The sequence below is a fragment of the Blastococcus aggregatus genome (assembly GCF_900221005.1).
Classification (GTDB): Bacteria; Actinomycetota; Actinomycetes; order Mycobacteriales; family Geodermatophilaceae; genus Blastococcus; species Blastococcus aggregatus.
This window is the reverse complement of the sequence record NZ_OBQI01000002.1, coordinates 462,540-479,060: the sequence shown is the minus strand read 5'-3', so window position 1 is coordinate 479,060 and position 16,521 is coordinate 462,540. Positions and strand designations below refer to the sequence as shown.

14 protein-coding genes are annotated in these 16,521 nt (G+C 73.9%); 8 read left to right on the top strand and 6 right to left on the bottom strand.

Annotation, left to right across the window (positions count from 1 at the left end; genetic code table 11):
* The first annotated feature begins 53 nt into the window (after positions 1-53).
* Genes CRP29_RS07995 through dprE2 form a run of 4 tightly spaced genes read left to right on the top strand, consistent with a single transcriptional unit; the run spans position 54 to position 3,664 of the window.
* Positions 54-587 (top strand): phosphatase PAP2 family protein, encoded by a 534-nt coding sequence (locus tag CRP29_RS07995; RefSeq protein ID WP_097194508.1) that lies wholly within the window; start codon positions 54-56, stop codon positions 585-587.
* A complete protein-coding gene (locus tag CRP29_RS07990; protein ID WP_245852629.1) occupies positions 584-1,564 on the top strand; it encodes a decaprenyl-phosphate phosphoribosyltransferase in 981 nt (326 codons plus the stop codon). Before CRP29_RS07995 ends, CRP29_RS07990 begins: the two co-directional genes overlap by 4 nt.
* Positions 1,557-2,912: a decaprenylphosphoryl-beta-D-ribose oxidase gene (gene dprE1 / locus CRP29_RS07985; RefSeq protein ID WP_097194507.1), complete on the top strand. Its 1,356-nt coding sequence runs from the start codon at positions 1,557-1,559 to the stop codon at positions 2,910-2,912. Before CRP29_RS07990 ends, dprE1 begins: the two co-directional genes overlap by 8 nt.
* Complete coding sequence (dprE2, locus tag CRP29_RS07980) at positions 2,909-3,664, top strand: decaprenylphospho-beta-D-erythro-pentofuranosid-2-ulose 2-reductase (protein ID WP_097194506.1); 756 nt, start codon at positions 2,909-2,911, stop codon at positions 3,662-3,664. The genes dprE1 and dprE2 overlap by 4 nt, the downstream gene beginning before the upstream one ends.
* A gap of 81 nt (positions 3,665-3,745) precedes the next feature.
* On the opposite strand, the gene CRP29_RS07975 is transcribed toward dprE2, so the two are convergent.
* The 5 genes from CRP29_RS07975 to CRP29_RS07955 form a co-directional block, all read right to left on the bottom strand.
* The gene (locus tag CRP29_RS07975) at positions 3,746-5,281 is read right to left on the bottom strand and encodes an LCP family protein (RefSeq protein WP_097194505.1); all 1,536 of its coding nucleotides are present in this window, start codon (positions 5,279-5,281) and stop codon (positions 3,746-3,748) included.
* A gap of 195 nt (positions 5,282-5,476) precedes the next feature.
* Entirely contained in the window at positions 5,477-7,135 is a 1,659-nt protein-coding gene (locus CRP29_RS07970; RefSeq protein WP_141437087.1) for a hypothetical protein, read from the bottom strand.
* 68 nt (positions 7,136-7,203) lie between these two features.
* The gene (locus tag CRP29_RS07965; protein WP_097194503.1) at positions 7,204-8,514 is read right to left on the bottom strand and encodes a class I SAM-dependent methyltransferase; all 1,311 of its coding nucleotides are present in this window, start codon (positions 8,512-8,514) and stop codon (positions 7,204-7,206) included.
* On the bottom strand, positions 8,511-9,422 hold the full coding sequence (locus CRP29_RS07960) for a serine/threonine-protein kinase (protein ID WP_097194502.1): 912 nt from the start codon (positions 9,420-9,422) through the stop codon (positions 8,511-8,513). Before CRP29_RS07960 ends, CRP29_RS07965 begins: the two co-directional genes overlap by 4 nt.
* Positions 9,419-10,438, bottom strand: coding sequence for a glycosyltransferase family 4 protein (locus tag CRP29_RS07955; protein ID WP_097194501.1), 1,020 nt, complete (start codon positions 10,436-10,438; stop codon positions 9,419-9,421). The genes CRP29_RS07960 and CRP29_RS07955 overlap by 4 nt, the downstream gene beginning before the upstream one ends.
* Positions 10,439-10,626: 188 nt before the next feature.
* Here CRP29_RS07955 and CRP29_RS07950 point away from each other — a divergent pair, with 188 nt between their 5' ends.
* From CRP29_RS07950 to CRP29_RS07935, 4 genes are read left to right on the top strand one after another with little or no spacing between them, the layout of a single operon-like run.
* The gene (locus CRP29_RS07950; RefSeq protein ID WP_097194500.1) at positions 10,627-11,610 is read left to right on the top strand and encodes an ABC transporter permease; all 984 of its coding nucleotides are present in this window, start codon (positions 10,627-10,629) and stop codon (positions 11,608-11,610) included.
* 5 nt (positions 11,611-11,615) lie between these two features.
* Positions 11,616-12,863, top strand: coding sequence for an ABC transporter ATP-binding protein (locus tag CRP29_RS07945; RefSeq protein WP_097194499.1), 1,248 nt, complete (start codon positions 11,616-11,618; stop codon positions 12,861-12,863).
* A 46-nt stretch (positions 12,864-12,909) separates the two neighbouring features.
* Positions 12,910-14,112 carry a glycosyltransferase family 4 protein gene (locus CRP29_RS07940; protein ID WP_097194498.1) on the top strand — a complete coding sequence of 401 codons (1,203 nt, stop codon included), beginning with the start codon at positions 12,910-12,912 and terminating at the stop codon, positions 14,110-14,112.
* Entirely contained in the window at positions 14,097-15,557 is a 1,461-nt protein-coding gene (locus CRP29_RS07935; RefSeq protein ID WP_097194497.1) for a glycosyltransferase family 4 protein, read from the top strand. Before CRP29_RS07940 ends, CRP29_RS07935 begins: the two co-directional genes overlap by 16 nt.
* Here CRP29_RS07935 and CRP29_RS07930 read toward each other — a convergent pair.
* Positions 15,546-16,520: a GDP-mannose 4,6-dehydratase gene (locus CRP29_RS07930; RefSeq protein WP_217991497.1), complete on the bottom strand. Its 975-nt coding sequence runs from the start codon at positions 16,518-16,520 to the stop codon at positions 15,546-15,548. The two genes, CRP29_RS07935 and CRP29_RS07930, sit on opposite strands and share 12 nt — an antisense overlap.
* Position 16,521 lies beyond the last annotated feature (1 nt).

Sequence of the window (16,521 nt, the reverse complement as noted above, 5' to 3'; positions counted from 1 at the left end):
CGCCCCGCGTCGTCCCGGCGACGGCGCAGGTGCCCGTCTACAGTCGGCACCCGATGACCGCACCGAGCGCTGCCCTCACCCGATTCGACCACGCGGTCCTGCGCTCGACGCGCCGCACGCTCGGCGGCACGCCGGCCGTGCCGGTCGCACGGGGGCTGTCGCACTTCGGCGAGCACGCCCTCGGCTGGCTGGCGCTCGGCGCTGCCGGCTGGGCCACCGGCCGCCGTCGCGACGAGTGGGTGTCCGGGATGGTCGGGGTCGTGGCCGCGCACGCGGCCGGCGTGGCGGTCAAGCGCGTCGTGCGCCGGGTCCGGCCCTCGCTGGAGGACGTGCCGCCGCTGGTCGGGACGCCGAGCCGGCTGTCCTTCCCGAGCGCGCACAGCTGCTCCACCGCCGCGGCGGCCGTCGGGTTCGGGCCGATGGTCGGCGGGCCGCCGATGGCGGCGGTGACCGTCGTCATGCTGGTCTCCCGGGTCCTCCTGGGCGTCCACTACCCGTCGGACGTGGTGTCGGGCGCCGCCCTCGGCGCCGGCGTGGCCACGGTCGTGCGGCGTCGCACGACCGGAGACGCAGGGAGGAAGGCGTGACCGTGCACCCCCAGTCGACCCCCGCACCGGCACCCTCGACGATGTCGGGGGAGCTCGTCGAGGAGTCCCCGCCGCCGCTCGCTCCCCGGCTCCCCGGCTTCCGGGGCACCTTCGCCTGGGGCCTGGTCCGGGCTCTGCGGCCGCGGCAGTGGGTCAAGAACGTCCTGGTGCTGGCCGCGCCGCTGGCCGCCGGGGAGATCTTCAACGCCGAGGTGATGCGGCCGACCGCCGTCGCCTTCGTGCTGTTCTGCCTGGCCGCCTCCGCCGTCTACCTGGTCAACGACACGATCGACGTCGAGGAGGACCGCCGGCACCCGCGCAAGCGGTTCCGGCCGATCGCCGCCGGGATCGTGCCCCGCTGGCTGGCGCTGGCGATGGCCACCGTGCTCTGCACCGTCGCGCTCGTCGCCGCCGTGCTGCTGACCCGGCCGGAACTGGCGTTCGTGCTGGCCAGCTACGTGGTGATCCAGCTGGCCTACTGCGTGTTCCTCAAGAACCAGCCGGTCATCGACCTCGCCGTCGTGGCCTCGGGGTTCCTGCTGCGCGGCATCGCCGGCGGTGTGGCCGCGGGCCTGCTGCTCTCGCAGTGGTTCCTCCTGGTGGCGGCCTTCGGGTCGCTGTTCATGGTGGCCGGCAAGCGGTACTCCGAGCTCGTGCTGGTGGGTGACGCCGCCGCGACGCGCAAGACGCTCAAGGAGTACTCGGCCAGCTACCTGCGGTTCGTGTGGAGCCTGTCCGCCGGCGTGGCCGTGACCGCCTACAGCCTGTGGGCGTTCGAGATGGGCGAGACCCAGGACGGCGTCCCGTGGTCGACCATCTCCATCGCCCCGTTCGTGATGGCGATCCTGCGGTACGCCGTCGACGTCGACAAGGGCGCCGCGGGTGCGCCCGAGGAGATCGTCCTGCACGACCGCGTCCTGTTCTGCCTGGGTGTGCTGTGGGTCGTGACCATGGCGTTGGGAGTCTTCGATGTCTGAGACCACGCTGCTCAACGGCTGGGGCCGCACGGCGCCCACACCCGCCGTGCTCACCCCCGTGCACGACGACGCCGAGGTGCGCGCCGTGGTCCAGGCCGCGGCCGCCGCCGGGCGCGGCGTCGTGGCCCGGGGCCTGGCGCGCAGCTACGGCGACGCGGCGCAGAACGCCGGCGGCCACGTGCTCGACATGACCGCGGCCGACGCGGTGCTGGCCTTCGACGCGGAGACCGGCCTGGTCGACGTCGAGGCGGGCATCTCGCTCGACGAGCTCATGAACCGGTTCGTCCCCCAGGGCTTCTTCGTGCCGGTGACCCCGGGCACGAGGCTGGTGACGGTCGGCGGGGCGATCGGCGCGGACATCCACGGCAAGAACCACCACGTGGCCGGCAGCTTCGCCCAGCACGTCCGCTGGCTGGACCTCCTCACCGCCGACGGCGAGGTCCGCCGGGTCGGCCCCGAGTCCGACCCCGACCTCTTCTGGGCCACCGCCGGCGGCATGGGCCTGACCGGCGTCATCCTGCGCGCGCAGGTGCAGCTGAAGCGGATCGAGTCCTCGCGCTGCCTCGTCGACACCGACCGCACGCCGGACCTCGACTCGCTCATGACCCTGCTGGCCGAGACCGACCACCTGTACGAGTACTCGGTGGCCTGGATCGACACCCTGGCCAAGGGGAAGCGCATGGGCCGCTCCGTGGTGACCCGCGGGCGTTTCGCGACGCTCGACGAGCTGCCGGCCAAGCGGCGGGCCGACCCGCTCAAGTACCACGGCTCGATCAAGATCTCGGTGCCCGACGTCTTCCCGCCGGGGCTGCTCAACCTGGCGACCGTGGCCGCCTTCAACGAGGTCTGGTACCGCAAGGCGCCCACGCGCAAGCGCGACCAGCTGCAGAGCATCCCCACGTTCTTCCACCCGCTGGACGCGGTGGGTGGCTGGAACCGCATCTACGGCCCGCGCGGCTTCGTGCAGTACCAGGTCACCGTGCCCTTCGGGCAGGAGGAGGCCATGCGGGAGGTGCTGGACCGGCTCAGCTCGTTCGGGACGGCGTCCTTCCTCGCGGTGCTCAAGCGCTTCGGTCCCGGCAACCCCGGCATGCTGTCCTACCCCTCGCCCGGCTGGACGCTGGCGCTGGACATCCCCGTGATGAAGGGCCTGGCCGGCCTGCTCGACTCCCTCGACGAGGTCGTCGTCGCCGCCGAGGGGCGCACCTACCTCGCCAAGGACTCCCGGGTCCGCCCCGAGACCTTCGCGGCGATGTACCCCCGGCTCGACGACTTCCGCGCCATCCGCAGGCGCGTCGACCCCGACGGCGTCTTCACGTCCGACCTGGCCAGGAGGCTCTCCCTGTGATCGACGCCCTCGGATCCCCGAGCTCGCTGCTGCTCGTCGGCGGCACGTCCGACATCGCCGTCGCCACCGCCCGCCGGTACCTGCAGGAGCGGCCGCTGCGCGTCGTCGTCGCCGCCCGGGACACCCCGCGGCGGGCCGCCGTCGCCGACGAGCTGACGGCCGCCGGTGCCGCGGTCGAGGTCGTGGACTTCGACGCCGACGACGCGGGCTCGCCCGAGCGCGTGGTCGCCGCCGCCGCGGCCGGCGGCGACATCGACGTCGCCGTGGTCGCCTTCGGCCAGCTCGGCGACCAGGACGCCCTCGCCACCGACCCCGCCGCGGCCGCCGCGCTCGGCCAGGTCAACTACGTGGCGCCGGTCGTCGTCGGCACGGTGCTGGCCAACCGGATGCGCAGCCAGGGGCACGGGGCGATCGTCGCGCTGTCCTCGGTCGCCGGGGAGCGGGCCCGCCGGTCCAACTACGTCTACGGCTCGACCAAGGCCGGCGTCGACGCCTTCTACTCCGGCCTGGCCGACTCGCTCGTGGGCACCGGGGTCTCCGTGCTCGTCGTCCGCCCGGGGTTCGTCCGGTCGAAGATGACCGAGGGCCTGCCCGAGGCGCCGCTGTCCACGACGCCCGAGGCGGTGGCCGAGGCGATCGTGACCGGCGTCCGCAAGGGCCGGCACACCGTCTGGGTGCCGGGCGCGATGCGCTTCGTCATGAGCGGGCTGCGGCACACGCCGCGCGCGGTCTTCCGCCGCCTGCCCTTCTGAGCCCGGCACGACGGGAGAGGCCCCGACCGCTGCTGCGGTCGGGGCCTCTGCCGTTCCGGTCGGCGCCCGGGGCGCCGGCGCTCAGTTGATGCAGTCGGTGTTCGCGGCGGTGAACGTGTCCTCGGGCACGGCGGGCGCCGTGGGCTCGGGGGCGGTGACCGGCTGCCCGACACCGTTGAAGTCCGCACCGAGCACGAGGTGCACGGTGCCCTCCGCCGGCTCGTCGGACTCGACGACGACGGCGCCGGGGATGGCCGCGGCCAGGGTGGCGGCCAGCGTCTCGTCGCCGGCGGCGTGGCGGATCTCGGTGGCCTCGTAGTCCCGGCTGTCCGCGTTCCCCGTGGTGACGATCGGGAAGCCCTGTTCCTCGAGCTCCGCGGTGGTGGTGGCCGCCAGACCCGAGGTGCCCGAGCCGTTGTAGACCGCCACGGACACGTCGGCGGCCGGCACCGGCTCGGCGGCGGGCTCGGCCGCCGGGGGAGTCGTGCCCGGAGCGGGCTCCGGCTCGGCGGAGAGGTCGGCGAAGAAGGCCTTCAGCGCCTTCGGGTCCTCCAGCCGGACGATGGAGCCGGCGTCCGGGTCCCGGTCGGTGCCGAGGTTGGGCACCGTCTGGAACTGGATGCTGTCGGGCTTCACCGACTGCATCTGTGCCGCCAGGTCGAGCAGCTTGAGGTTCTCGTCCACGGTCAGCGAGTCGGCGGCGGCCTCGACCAGCCGGCGCTGCTTGCCGAGGTCCAGCAGCACGTTGTCCGACATCATCTTGCGGATCATCCCGGCCATGAACGTCTGCTGGCGGACGATCCGGTCGAAGTCGCCGCCCGGCAGCCCGTGCCGCTGCCGGACGAAGGCCAGCGCCTGCTCACCCTGGATCGTCTGCACGCCGGCGGGCAGGTCGACGCCGGAGTTGGGCTCCTTGGCCGGTGCGCAGAGGTTGACCTCCACGCCGCCGACGACCTCGGAGAGCTTGAAGAACCCGAGCAGGTCGACCTCGGCGTAGTGGTCGATCGACAGCCCGGTCAGGCCGCTGATCGTCTTGATGAGCAGCTGCGCGCCGGAGGCCTGGCGCTCGCTGTCCGTCGCGTCGTCGCCGGCCTCCTCGTAGTAGCCGTAGGCGTAGGCGGCGTTGAGCTTGTGCTCGCCGTAGCCGGGGATCTCCACGAAGGAGTCGCGCGGGAACGAGACGAACGACGCCTCCGACCCGTCGGCCGGCACGTGCACCAGGATCATCGTGTCGGTGTTGACGCCGTCGTTCGCCTCGGTGTTGAGCTGGGTCAGCTCCTCCTCGCTGGCGCTGGCCCGGCTGTCGCTCCCGACGAGCAGCATGTTCATCGCGTCGCCGATGCCCTCGTTGCCGCTGGTCGGGATGGCGTCGGTGCGGTTCATGCTCGCGTCGGCGACCTGGCCGAGGTACCAGCCCCAGCCGCTGCCGGCCAGCAGCACGGTGGAGGCCAGCGCGGTGACGACCCGCCCGGCCGTGACGGCCCGGCGGCGCCCGCCGCCGCCCCGCTCGGCGCGGGCGTCGGCCCGGCGCTCGCGGCGCGAGGGCACGCCGGCGCGCGGGTCCAGCCGGGCCGGGAGCGGGCGGCCGGTCCCGGGGCGGTCGGCGTTGTCCGTCATGCACGTCCTCACGTCGGGCGGGCCGGCTCGGTGGAGCATTCGGGAGCCAGGGTCCCGCGGCGAAGTCCTTCCCAGGGTAGGGCCGCGGGGGCGGGGAACCGTGGAACGGAGCTGTCGCGGCGCCCACCGTCGGGGACCACCTGACCGTTCCGTCACGCTCCGCCACAACCGTCCCGGTGCTGCGGCCCCGGTGCGCTAGCGCGACACGCGGAGCAGGACCGAGGTGGGCCCCCACTCCGTGGGCGCCGTGCCGACGTCGGTGACGCCGGCCTCCCGGAGGAGCCGGTCGTGCGCCCGGGAGCCGGTCGTCACGAACACCAGGTCCACGGGCTCGTCGCCGGCGCTCACCCGGTCCGCGCCGAAGAGCTCCTCGGAGCCCCGGTCCACGGTGACGTCGAGGCCGTCGGCGACCAGCTCGTTGACCACCCCGGCCGCGACCGGCCAGAGCGCCGGCGTCTCGATGTCCACGTGCACCGTGCTCGTGTCGACGTCCCCGAGGGCGTCGTCGACCAGCCGGGACGCCTCGACGACGCCGTAGTCCGACGGCAGCTCCTCGGCCGCGTCGCCCAGCGACATCGCCGCCACCACCGACCCGGCCACCACGACCACCGCGAGGGGCAGCAGGACCGGTGCACGGTCGAGGGCGAGCCGGGGGCCCGGAGCGCCGGCCCGACCCGCGGCCACGCGGTCGAGGACCAGGTGCAGCGCGCCGATCGCGGTGGCTGCGGGCAGCACCGCGACCCAGACGATGAGGTACCAGTACAGGACACCGGTGACGGTGACGGCGGAGACGACCGCCGCCGCCAGGGCAGCGCACAGGACGGCACCCCACCAGGTGCCGGCGCGCGATCCCCAGCGACGGCCGAGCAGCACCAGGGTCACCGCGGCGAGCGCCTGCGCGGCCAGCGCGAGGCCCACCGGTGCCGGCAGGGTCGAGACGTCCATCTCCCACGGGCCGGGGCCCCAGTCGTACGGCGTCATGGCGAGGATCCGGCCCACGGCGATCAGGGCCTGGGGTGGCGTCGGGCTGCCGCCGGGGTCCTCGTGGTTCAGGAAGAAGCTCACCAACCGGACCAGGTTGCCCTCCCGCACCGGCGACGAGAGCTGCTCGACGACCGGCGGGATCCAGACCGCGACGAGCAGCACGCCCAGCACCACTGTCCAGCGGCCCGGCCGTGCGCGCGGTGGCTCGCCGGCGTCGGTCCCGGGCTCCGTGGTCGCGCGGCGGGCGCGGCGGGCGAGGACGAACGAGACGCCACCGGTCGCGCTGACGAGCGCGACGAGAGGTGCGGTGCCGACGTGGGTCTGCGCCAGGAAGCTGCCGGCGAGCAGCATGCCCAGCAGCGCCGGCCAGCTGCCCGAGTGCACCCGCGCCGCGAGCACGAGGAAGAGCAGCGTCCCCATCAGCAGCGCGTAGGGGCTCCACACGTCGACGAACATCTCCGCGGGCATGCGCAGGACGAACGCCAGCAGCACGGCCGACACGCCCAGGGTGAGCAGCGGGCGGCCGGCCCGGTGGACGGCGAGCACGACGGCCACCGCCAGCAGCCCGTTGATCAGCACGCCGGCGGCCATGAGCGCGATGTCGTCGCCGCCGAGGAGCCGCATCGGCGGGGCCAGCAGGTAGAACCAGAGCGGCCCCGGGTGCGACCAGCCGTAGCGCGAGTACGGGCCGAGGTCCCGGTCGAACGAGCTCGCCTCGTGCACCGACAGCCCGGTCAGCGCCTGGTCGCCGCCGAAGCGGAAGGAGTCGTCCACGTCGCCCAGGACCCGGGCGACCGTGACGCCGAAGGCGGCCGCGACGGCCACCGCGGCCACCAGGAGCGCCCAGAACCCGTGCCGCGACCGGCGCACGGTCGCTCCCTCCGCCGACGGGGGGACGTCGACGGCCGTCGAGCTCCGGGTGGCCACGGGTGCGCCGGTCAGGACTCGGGGGCCGGCGGTGTCCGGGCGATCACCGCGTAGTCCTGCGGGCCGAAGAGCACCTCGTTGAGCGTCGAGAAGCCCTTGTTCACCGACTCGGTGAGCTCCCGGGCCCACGCCGGGGCGTCCTCGTCGACCGCGGTCATCGGCAGGTGGTAGTCCTCCGCCGGGCTGTAGAACCGCAGCCGGACGTCCCGGAAGCCGGCCTTCTCGCAGAGGAACGCCAGCAGGCTCGGGTGCAGCGGCCGGACGTGCGTCGGGTCGAGCAGGTAGGAGTTGCCCAGCACGATCAGCGAGGCCGGGTTGGGCGTCTCGCTGATGAAGACCGAGTCCGGCCCCAGCTTCACCGCCGCCAGCTCCAGCAGCTCGATCATGTCGTCGAGCTCGAGGTGCTCGAGGACGTGCGTGGTGATGATCGCCCCGAGCGAGCCGTCCGGGACCGAGCGCAGCCAGTCGCCGGCCAGCTCCTCGTGCACGGTGATGCCGCGCGCCTGGGCCTCCGCGGCCATCCCGGGGTCGGGCTCGACGCCGATGACGTCGATCCCGCGCTCGGCGAGCATCCCGAGCAGCTCGCCGCGGCCGCACCCGACGTCCACGACCGGCTGGTGGTCCTGCAGCAGGTCGGCGTAGCGGTCGACGAGGGTGGTCAGGATGGCGTCCGGGTCGCCCCGGAACCGCCGCTCGAAGCCGACGTAGTCGAACAGGGTCGAGGACAGCACCGCCGGGGTGCCCTCCGCCGGCGTCGCCCGCGCGATCGGCGCGGCCGCCGGGGCCGCCGGGTCCGGGGGAGTCGTCGGTGCGTTGCCGGCGGTCCGCAGCCGCCGCTCCAGCGCGTACACCGATTCCCGCAGCTCGGCGTAGCGGGCTCCCGCGCCGGCCAGGCCGGTCCCGGGCGCGAACGCCATGCCGAGCTCGTCGAGCGTGGTCTGCACGTGCCGCAGCTCGCCCTTGAGCAGCTCCAGGTTCACGTGGGCGCTGTGCACCGTCGCGTCGCGCTCGCGGATCAGCTGGGGGTCCAGCCCTCCGCGTTCGGACACCTCGCGCAACTGGGCGAGAGCGGGATCCCCGTCGAGGGCCTCGGTGACCATCCGCTGCACCCGGGAGCCCACCTCGACCTCGGCGCGGCGCAGCACGGGCTTCAGGCCCCGCCGGGCCAGCCCGGCGGCGGCGCGCCGGCCACGACCGGCCACGCGGGCGGCGGTGCGCTCCCACCGGCGGGGAGCCGGAGCCGGTTCCGGCGCCGCCGGGGGCGCGTCCACGGCGCGGAGCCGCTCGACGGCCTCGGCGCTGGTCGGGTCGGGGGTGCTCACGAGTGCTCCTCTCGGTGGGGTCGCCAACCGGCGGTCACGGCGCCCGGCAGAGCGGCGGTCGCAGCCCGGGCGCGGCGGCGGACGAGGCTGTGCGGTGGGGTGCCCAGCGCGTCCAGGGCCGCGGTCAACCCTGACACGGAGCTGTGCGGGGCCGTCCGGACGCCCAGGCGGCGGCACAGGTCCGCGGCCACCCCCGGAGGCAGGTGCGACCGGGCGGTCTGCCAGCCGCTGCGTGCCAGCCGGGCGGCACGGAGGTCGTCGTCGGCCAGCTCGGCGGCGAGCCGGGACCGGGCGGCCGGGTCGTCGCCGACCAGCACGTCCTCGTCCGGCGTCAGACCGAGCAGTCGGGCACCGGCGGCGTCGGTCACCGCGGGCGCGGCCCAGGCGAGGGCGGTCCACAGCTCCTCGCCGGTGGCGACCACGGCCGAGGACAGGGCGGCGAGCGTCGGCCAGGTGTCCAGCGGTGCCGCGGCCGGTTGCCCGCCGGGGACGCCCCACCAGACGCCGTCGGGTCGTGCCTCCCCGACGAGGCGGCCGGGCAGGTCGCGCACGCGGCGCAGGCCGGCGCGGGTGAACGGCAGGATCGGCCGGGCGGCCTCGGGCCAGGCGCGGAGGGACACCTGCAGGTCGCCGGGGCGGACGTGCTCGGCCCCCGCGTCGGCGAGCACCGGGACGTCGCCGAGGTCGCCGGCATCCGCCCCGGGCACGCGCCAGACGGCGTACGGGGTCGCCGGGCGACGGGGCAGGACGTCGCTGCAGTAGAGGTGCGCCACCGTGCCCTCCGGCAGCGCCTCGCGTTCGGAGGCGGCGACCGGCTGCACGTCCGGGGGAAGCGCGGCCAGCACCGCGGTGAGGCCCTCGGGGACGTCGCGGCCGACGTGGACGGCCAGGCGGACGGGGGCGGTCACGGCGCCGTGAGCCGCGCCACGACGTCGGCCCAGGACAGGTCGGCGATGCGTTCGCGGCCGGCCGCGCCGAGCCGCTGCGCCAGCGCCGGGTCGTCGGCCAGCCGGCGGATCGCCGCGGCGAGGCCCGCGGGGGTCCCGTCGCAGACCAGCCCCGTCACGCCGTCCTCGACCCAGTCCAGCACCGCCCCCGAGTCGGCTGCGCAGATCACCGGCTTGCCCGCGTAGAAGGCCTGCAGCGTGGTGTAGCCGTAGTCCTCGTCCTCCGGCACGTACACGACGGCGAGCGCGCCCGCGTACAGCTCGACCAGGTCGGCGTCGGGCACGAAGCCGGGGAGCTCGACCTTCCCGGCGAGGCCGGCGTCCTCGACGTGCCGGCGGACCTCGTCGAGGAGCTCGCCCCGGCCGGCCATGACGGCGCGGACCGGCGACGGGACGTGGGCCATCGCCTCGACGAGGAGGTGCGGCCGCTTGTTCTCCTCCTGCCGCTGCACGGAGAGGACGTAGTCGCCGAACTCCCCGGGGTGCAGGACCTCGTGCAGCGGCGGGGGATGGGCGAGGGGGGTGCTGTCCAGGCCGTTGAAGCGGGCCAGCCGCCGGCTGACCACCCCGGAGTTGCTGAACACCGTGCGCGCCTCGGACAGGGCGGCGACGTCCCACTCCGTCAGCAGCCGCTGCTCCTCGAGGCTGACGTCGTCCCAGGCGAAGTCCGACCACGAGGCGCCGGCCTCGAAACCGTCGTAGGCGCCCCGGTGCTGGTGCAGGAGCCAGACGACCTTGTTCGGGTGCTGCACGAAGTACGACGGGAAGTTGGTCGCGATGACGAGGTCGGCGTCGATCGGGACCATGCGCCAGGCGAGGGGGGAGTCGAACAACCGGCCCTTCTCCCAGGCCACGGGCAGCCGGACCAGGTCGACGCGGTGGCCGGCGGTCTCGAGCGCGGCCACCAGGTTCTCCTGGTGCTGCTCGGCGCCGCCTCGCACGAAGGGCTTCTGCGCCCCGCACACGACGATGTCCACGTGACCGCCCTCCGCACCCGGGGCGTCCCCCCGCATCTGTCCCGGACCAGAACCCTAGCCGCTGCGGCGTGGGGCCCGCGGGACGGGCGAGGGGTCTGAGCCCGCTGTTCTGTGGCGCATCCCCCAACCGGCAACGCGCCTCCCTCGGCGCGGTCGTGCGAGGGGGACCGGTACGTACGATCGCTGCCATGCCACATCAGGAACGGGGTGCCGCCGCCCCGGCCGTAGCGACGCGGACCATCGGGCCCGCCGTCGGAGCCGGCGAGGCGCCCCTGGAGGACCAGCCGCTGGAGCGCGTGAACCAGCCGGTGTCCTTCTGGCGGGGCTTCGTGCCGACCGTCCGCGACATCTGGGCCTACCGCGAGCTGCTCGGGCAGCTGATCCGCAAAGAGCTGAAGGTCAAGTACAAGGACAGCGTCCTCGGGTTCGTCTGGACCCTGCTGCGGCCGCTGCTGTACCTGCTGGTCTACGCGGTCGCGATCGGCGTCTTCCTCGGGTCGGGCAAGGTCATCCCGCAGTTCGGCATCTACCTGTTCACCGGGCTCCTGGCCTGGACGCTGTTCACCGACATCATCGGCGGCTGCACCGGGTCCATCGTCGGCAACGCCGGCCTGGTGAAGAAGGTGTACTTCCCGCGCGAGCTGTTCCCGCTGTCGGTCGTCGGCGCGGCGCTGGTGAACGTGCTGCTGCAGGCGGTCATCCTGATCCTCGCCTACATGGTGACCTGGAGCTTCCCGTCGCCGGGGAACCTGGGCCTGATCCCGCTGGCGCTCCTGGCCCTGATCTTCTTCTCCGTCGGGCTGGGCCTCATCCTCGCGGCCAGCAACGTCTTCCTCCGCGACGTCACCCACCTCGTCGAGGTCGGCCTGCTGCTGTGGTTCTGGATGACGCCGATCGTCTACGACTGGACCAAGGTCCGGACCACGCTGACCGTCGACAACGACCTCGCCTGGCTGTTCCAGGTCTACCTGGCCAACCCGATGGCGAACATCGTGCTGGCCTTCCAGCGGGCGCTGTGGCCCGGTGGCCAGACCGAGGCCGGCGCGGCGTTCTACTACGACGGCAACCTCTACCTCCGCCTCGGGGTGCTGATCGCGGCGGGGCTGGTCTTCGTCTGGGTGGCCCAGCGGCTCTTCGCCCGGTCCCAGGGCAACTTCGCGCAGGAGCTCTGACCGCCATGACCGACGTGATCCGCGTCCACGACGTCTCCAAGCAGTTCGCCCTGCGCAAGGACAAGTCGCTCAAGGAGCGGCTGGTCAACGCCCGCCGCTCCCGCGAGAACGCCGAGGCCTTCTGGGCGCTGCGCGACATCGACCTGACCTTCGCCTCGGGCAGCACGACCGGCCTGATCGGGCACAACGGCTCCGGCAAGAGCACCCTGCTCAAGATCATCGGCGGCATCCTCACGCCGTCCAGCGGGTACGTCGAGCGGCGTGGCCGGCTGGCCGCGCTCCTCGAGCTCGGCGCCGGGTTCCACGGCGACCTCACCGGCCGCGAGAACGTGTACCTCAACGCCGCGATCCTCGGTCTCACCCGCAAGCAGACCGACGGGTACTTCGACGAGATCGTCGACTTCTCGGGCATCGAGAACTTCATCGACACCCAGGTCAAGTTCTACTCCAGCGGCATGTACGTGCGCCTGGCGTTCGCCGTCGCGGTGCACGTCGACCCGGAGATCCTGCTGGTCGACGAGGTGCTGTCGGTCGGCGACGAGCCGTTCCAGCGCAAGTGCCTGGACCGGATCCGGCGCTTCCAGCGCGAGGGCCGCACCATCGTCTTCGTCAGCCACGGCCTGGACCAGGTGCGCCAGCTCTGCGACCGGGCCGTCCTGCTCGACCACGGCAACCAGCTGGTCGACGGCACTCCCACCGAGGCGGTCCGCGCCTTCCGCGACCTGAACCAGGCCGTCGAGGAGGCGGACGAGGAGAAGAACGTCGACCTCGCCGCCCAGGGCACCCGCCGGGTGACGATCTCCGACGTGTCGGTGGCCGACCTCGACGGGCGGCCGGTGCGCACCCTGCCGTCGGGCGCCGGCCTCCAGGTGCGCTTCCGGGTGGACCCGGGAAGCCGGCTGGACGACTGGATCGTGGGGGTCGCGCTCGAGGACAGCGGGGGTCAGGTGGTCTGGGGAGCCAACAGCGACATGCAGGGCTTCTCGCTGCCCGAGCTGACCGGCGCACCGGAAGAGGTCACGGTCGAGTTCCCGGAGGTGCCGCTGTCCGAGGGCGTCTACCAGGTCAGCATCGCCGTCGCCTCGACCGGCAACAAGACCGTGTACCACCGCGTCAACCGGCTGGCGACGTTCCGGGTCGTGACCGACGCCTACGAGGACGGTGCCGTGCACCTGCGGCCGGGGTACCGGGTCGGCGACCAGGCCGTCCCGCGCGGTGGCGTGCCGCTCGAGAGCGCCGCGGGTGAGCGCTGACGTGCCTGCTGCAGCAGCCGACCGACCGACCGAGGGAGACGACGACATGAGCTCGATCGAGCCGATCGACCGTCGCGGCCGGATCGCCGTGGTGCCCGCCCGCTACGGGGAGGGGATGGTCGGCGGCGCGGAGATCGTGCTGGCCGAGATGGGCCGCCGCCTCGCTGCCCGCGGGTGGGACGTGGAGGTCCTGACCACCTGCGCACTCGACCACTTCGGCTGGAAGAACGTCCTGCCGGCGGGGGAGTCCGTCGAGGGCGGTCTGAAGGTGCGCCGCTTCCCCGCGGTCTTCGAGGACGACCCGGAGCGGGGCTGGCTCGACCACGCCGTCGCCACCGGCCAGCCGCTGGGCCTGGTCGAGCAGCAGCGGTGGATCAACGCGGGCATGCGGTCCCCGGAGATGTACCACCACCTGCTCGACCACGGCGAGGACTACCGGGCCCTGATCTACGGGCCCTACGTCTTCTGGCCCGCGTACGCCGGCAGCCAGCTGCTGCCGGAGAAGAGCGTGCTGTGGACCTGTCTCCACGACGAGCCGGCCGCCTACCTCGACGTCTTCCAGCCGGTGCTCTCCGGCATCGCCGGGCTGTTCTTCCAGACCGAGCCCGAGCACGAGCTGGCGCACCGCGTGTCGCGCAAGCTGGCGCCGCACGGGGTCGTCGGCTGCGGCGTCGAGGTGCCCGAGAGCTACGACCCCCAGGGCTTCCGCGAGCGCTACGACCTGCCGGAGCGGTTCGTCCTGTACGCCGGGCGGCGCGAGGGGGCCAAGGGCTGGGAGGAGATGCTCGCGGCCTTCGGCCGGGCGGTGGAGGGCGGCCTGCCCCTGTCGCTGGTCACCTTCGGCTCGGGCGAGGTCAACCCGCCGCCGTCGCTGGAGGGCCGGGTGTTCGACCTGGGCTTCCTGCCCGACGCCGAGCGTGACAACGCCTTCGCCGCGGCAGAGGCCTACATCCAGTCGAGCCGGTTCGAGGCGTTCTCCCGCACGGTCATGGAGGCCTGGCTGGCCGGTACCCCGGTCATCGCGAACGGGGGCAGCGACGTGGTGCGCTGGCACTGCGAGCGCTCCGGGGCCGGCCTGGTCTACGACGACGAGGCCGAGTTCGTCGAGTGCCTCCGGCTGGTCGCCGAGGCGCCGGACATGGCGCGCCGGCTGGCGAAGGGCGGGCGCGACTACGTGCTCGAGAGCTACACGTGGGACCGCGTCCTCGACGGGGTCGAGAAGGGACTGAGCACGTGGACGACGCCGTGACCGCCGAGCGCCGCGAGCGGGTGCTGATGATCTCGCCGTACCCGCCGGTGAGGGACGGCATCGCGTCCTACGCCCTGCAGACCGTGCGGGCGCTGCGCCGCGAGGGCCTCGACGTCGAGGTGCTCTCACCCGGGCCGAGCGCCGCCCACCACCACCTGGACCTCCGGGGACCGCGGGGCGCGCTGGCGCTGGCCAAGCGGATCCGTGAGTACGACCGGGTGATCGTCCAGTTCCACCCCGACTTCTTCTACACCGATCCGGGGAGTGCCTCGGCGCGGTTGGCGGAGAGCACGGCCCTCATGGTGCCGTTCGCCCTGGCCCGGCGTCTGGAGGTCGTCATCCACGAGATCGACGGCCGGTTCGGCGACCCCCGCCGGCCCGACGGGCAGGTCGCCCGCCGGCTGTGGCACCTGCCGCAGTCGATCAAGGTGCACACCGCCTCCGAGCGGACAGCCTTCATCGCCGACTTCGGCGTGGACCCCGCCCGGGTCCAGCTGATCCCGCACGGCGCGGACTTCCGCCCGCACACCCGCATGGACCGGGCGGCCGCCCGCGCGTCCCTGGACATCGCGGAGGACGCCTTCGTCTTCCTGGGCATCGGGTTCGTCCAGCCGTCCAAGGGCTTCGACCGCGCGATGGAGGCCTTCGACGGGCTGGCCGCCGCCGGCGCCCGGCTCGACGTCGTCGGGTCGGTCCGCACCGACGACCCGGACATGGTGCGGCACGCGAGCGACCTCGCCGACCTCGCCGACAGCGTGGACGGCGCGACGCTGCACCTCGGCTACGTCAGCGACGAGCTCTTCGACCGGTGGATCGTCGCCGCCGACGTGGTCGTCCTGCCCTACCGCAACATCTGGTCCTCCGGGGTGATGGAGCGCGCCGCGCTCTTCGGCCGGCCGGTGATCGCCACCCGCGTCGGTGGGCTGGCCGAGCAGGCGGCGGGCCAGGCCGACGTGCGTTTCGTCGACGACGACGACGAGCTGCGCCGGGCCATGATCGAGCGTCTTCCCCTCGCCGACGTGCCGGAGACCCCGAACTGGGCCGAGGAGCTCCCCGAGGGTGGTGACCTGCGCGCCGAGCTGCAGGACCGCGTGCGGCTGCGCGCCTCGAGCCGCCCCTCGCTCAGCCGGTCCACCCGCCCGGGCATGGCAGGCGCCGCCTCGGCCGCGACCGTCGCCGAGGTGGGGCTCCGGTCGGCGCCGCTGCGCCGGCTCCCGCGCGTGGGGCCGCCCGACACCAACCACGGCCGGCGCTCGGTGCGCCTGGTGAAGAAGATCCTGCGCAAGGCGACGGCGTTCCAGGTGGACCCGATCGTGGCGCGGCTCAACGAGCTGCAGGACGCGACCATCAAGGCGCTCGAGGCGGAGGCCCGTGCGGTGCAGACGCGGGCCGCCGGGACCGGTCCCGAGGGTGCGGACCCGGCGGCCCCGAGGTCAGCCGGGTAGCTCGTCGGCCAGCGCCGCGACGTCGGCGGCGACCATGGCCGCGACCATGCCGTCGAAGTCCACCGTCGGGGCCCAGCCGAGCCGCGTCCGCAGCCTCGTCGAGTCGCCCACCAGCACCTCGGCGTCGGCCGGGCGGATCAGCGCGGCATCGGAGACCACGTAGGGCCGCCAGTCGGTAATCCCGACCTGGGCGAACGCGGTCTCCACCAGGTCGAACAGGCTGTGCGCCCGCCCGGTCGCCACGACGTAGTCGTCGGGCGTCGCGGCGGCGGCCGCGAGCACCATCGCCCGCGTGTAGTCCGGCGCCCAGCCCCAGTCGCGGTGGACCGCCAGGTTGCCGAGGGTGAGCCGGTCGGCCCGGCCCGCGGCGATGGCGGCGACCCCGGCGGTGATCTTCCGCGTGACGAAGCGCGTCGGGCGACGGGGCGACTCGTGGTTGAACAGCACCAGCGAGCTGGCATGCAGGCCACGCGCCCGGTACATCCCGACCGACTGGTGCGCCAGCGCCTTGGCCGAGCCGTAGGGGTTCAGCGGGGTCACCGGGCAGGACTCGTCGATCGGCGTCCGGCCGCAGCCGGCGAACACCTCGGCGCTGGACGCCTGCACGAAGCGGGTGGGTGGCGCGCCCCGCTCCGAGCGCCGGTGCAGGTGCTCCAGCAGCCCGAGGACCGGGCGGGCGTTGACCTCCAGGGCGCCCACCGGGTCCTCCCAGGAGGCGGCGACGCTGGACATCCCGGCCAGGTTGAACAGCCGGTCGGGCTCGACGTCGTCGACCAGCGCTGTGAGCGCGGTCAGGTCGCGCAGATCGGCCTCGTGGACGACGAGCGCGTCGCCCAGGTCGCGCAGGTGGCCGGGCACGCCGTCGGGGTCCTGCGCGGACGAGACGACGCCGTGCACGACGTCGCCGGCCGCGACCAGCTGCTCGGCGAGGTAACCGCCGTCCTGACCGGTCAGGCCGGTCACC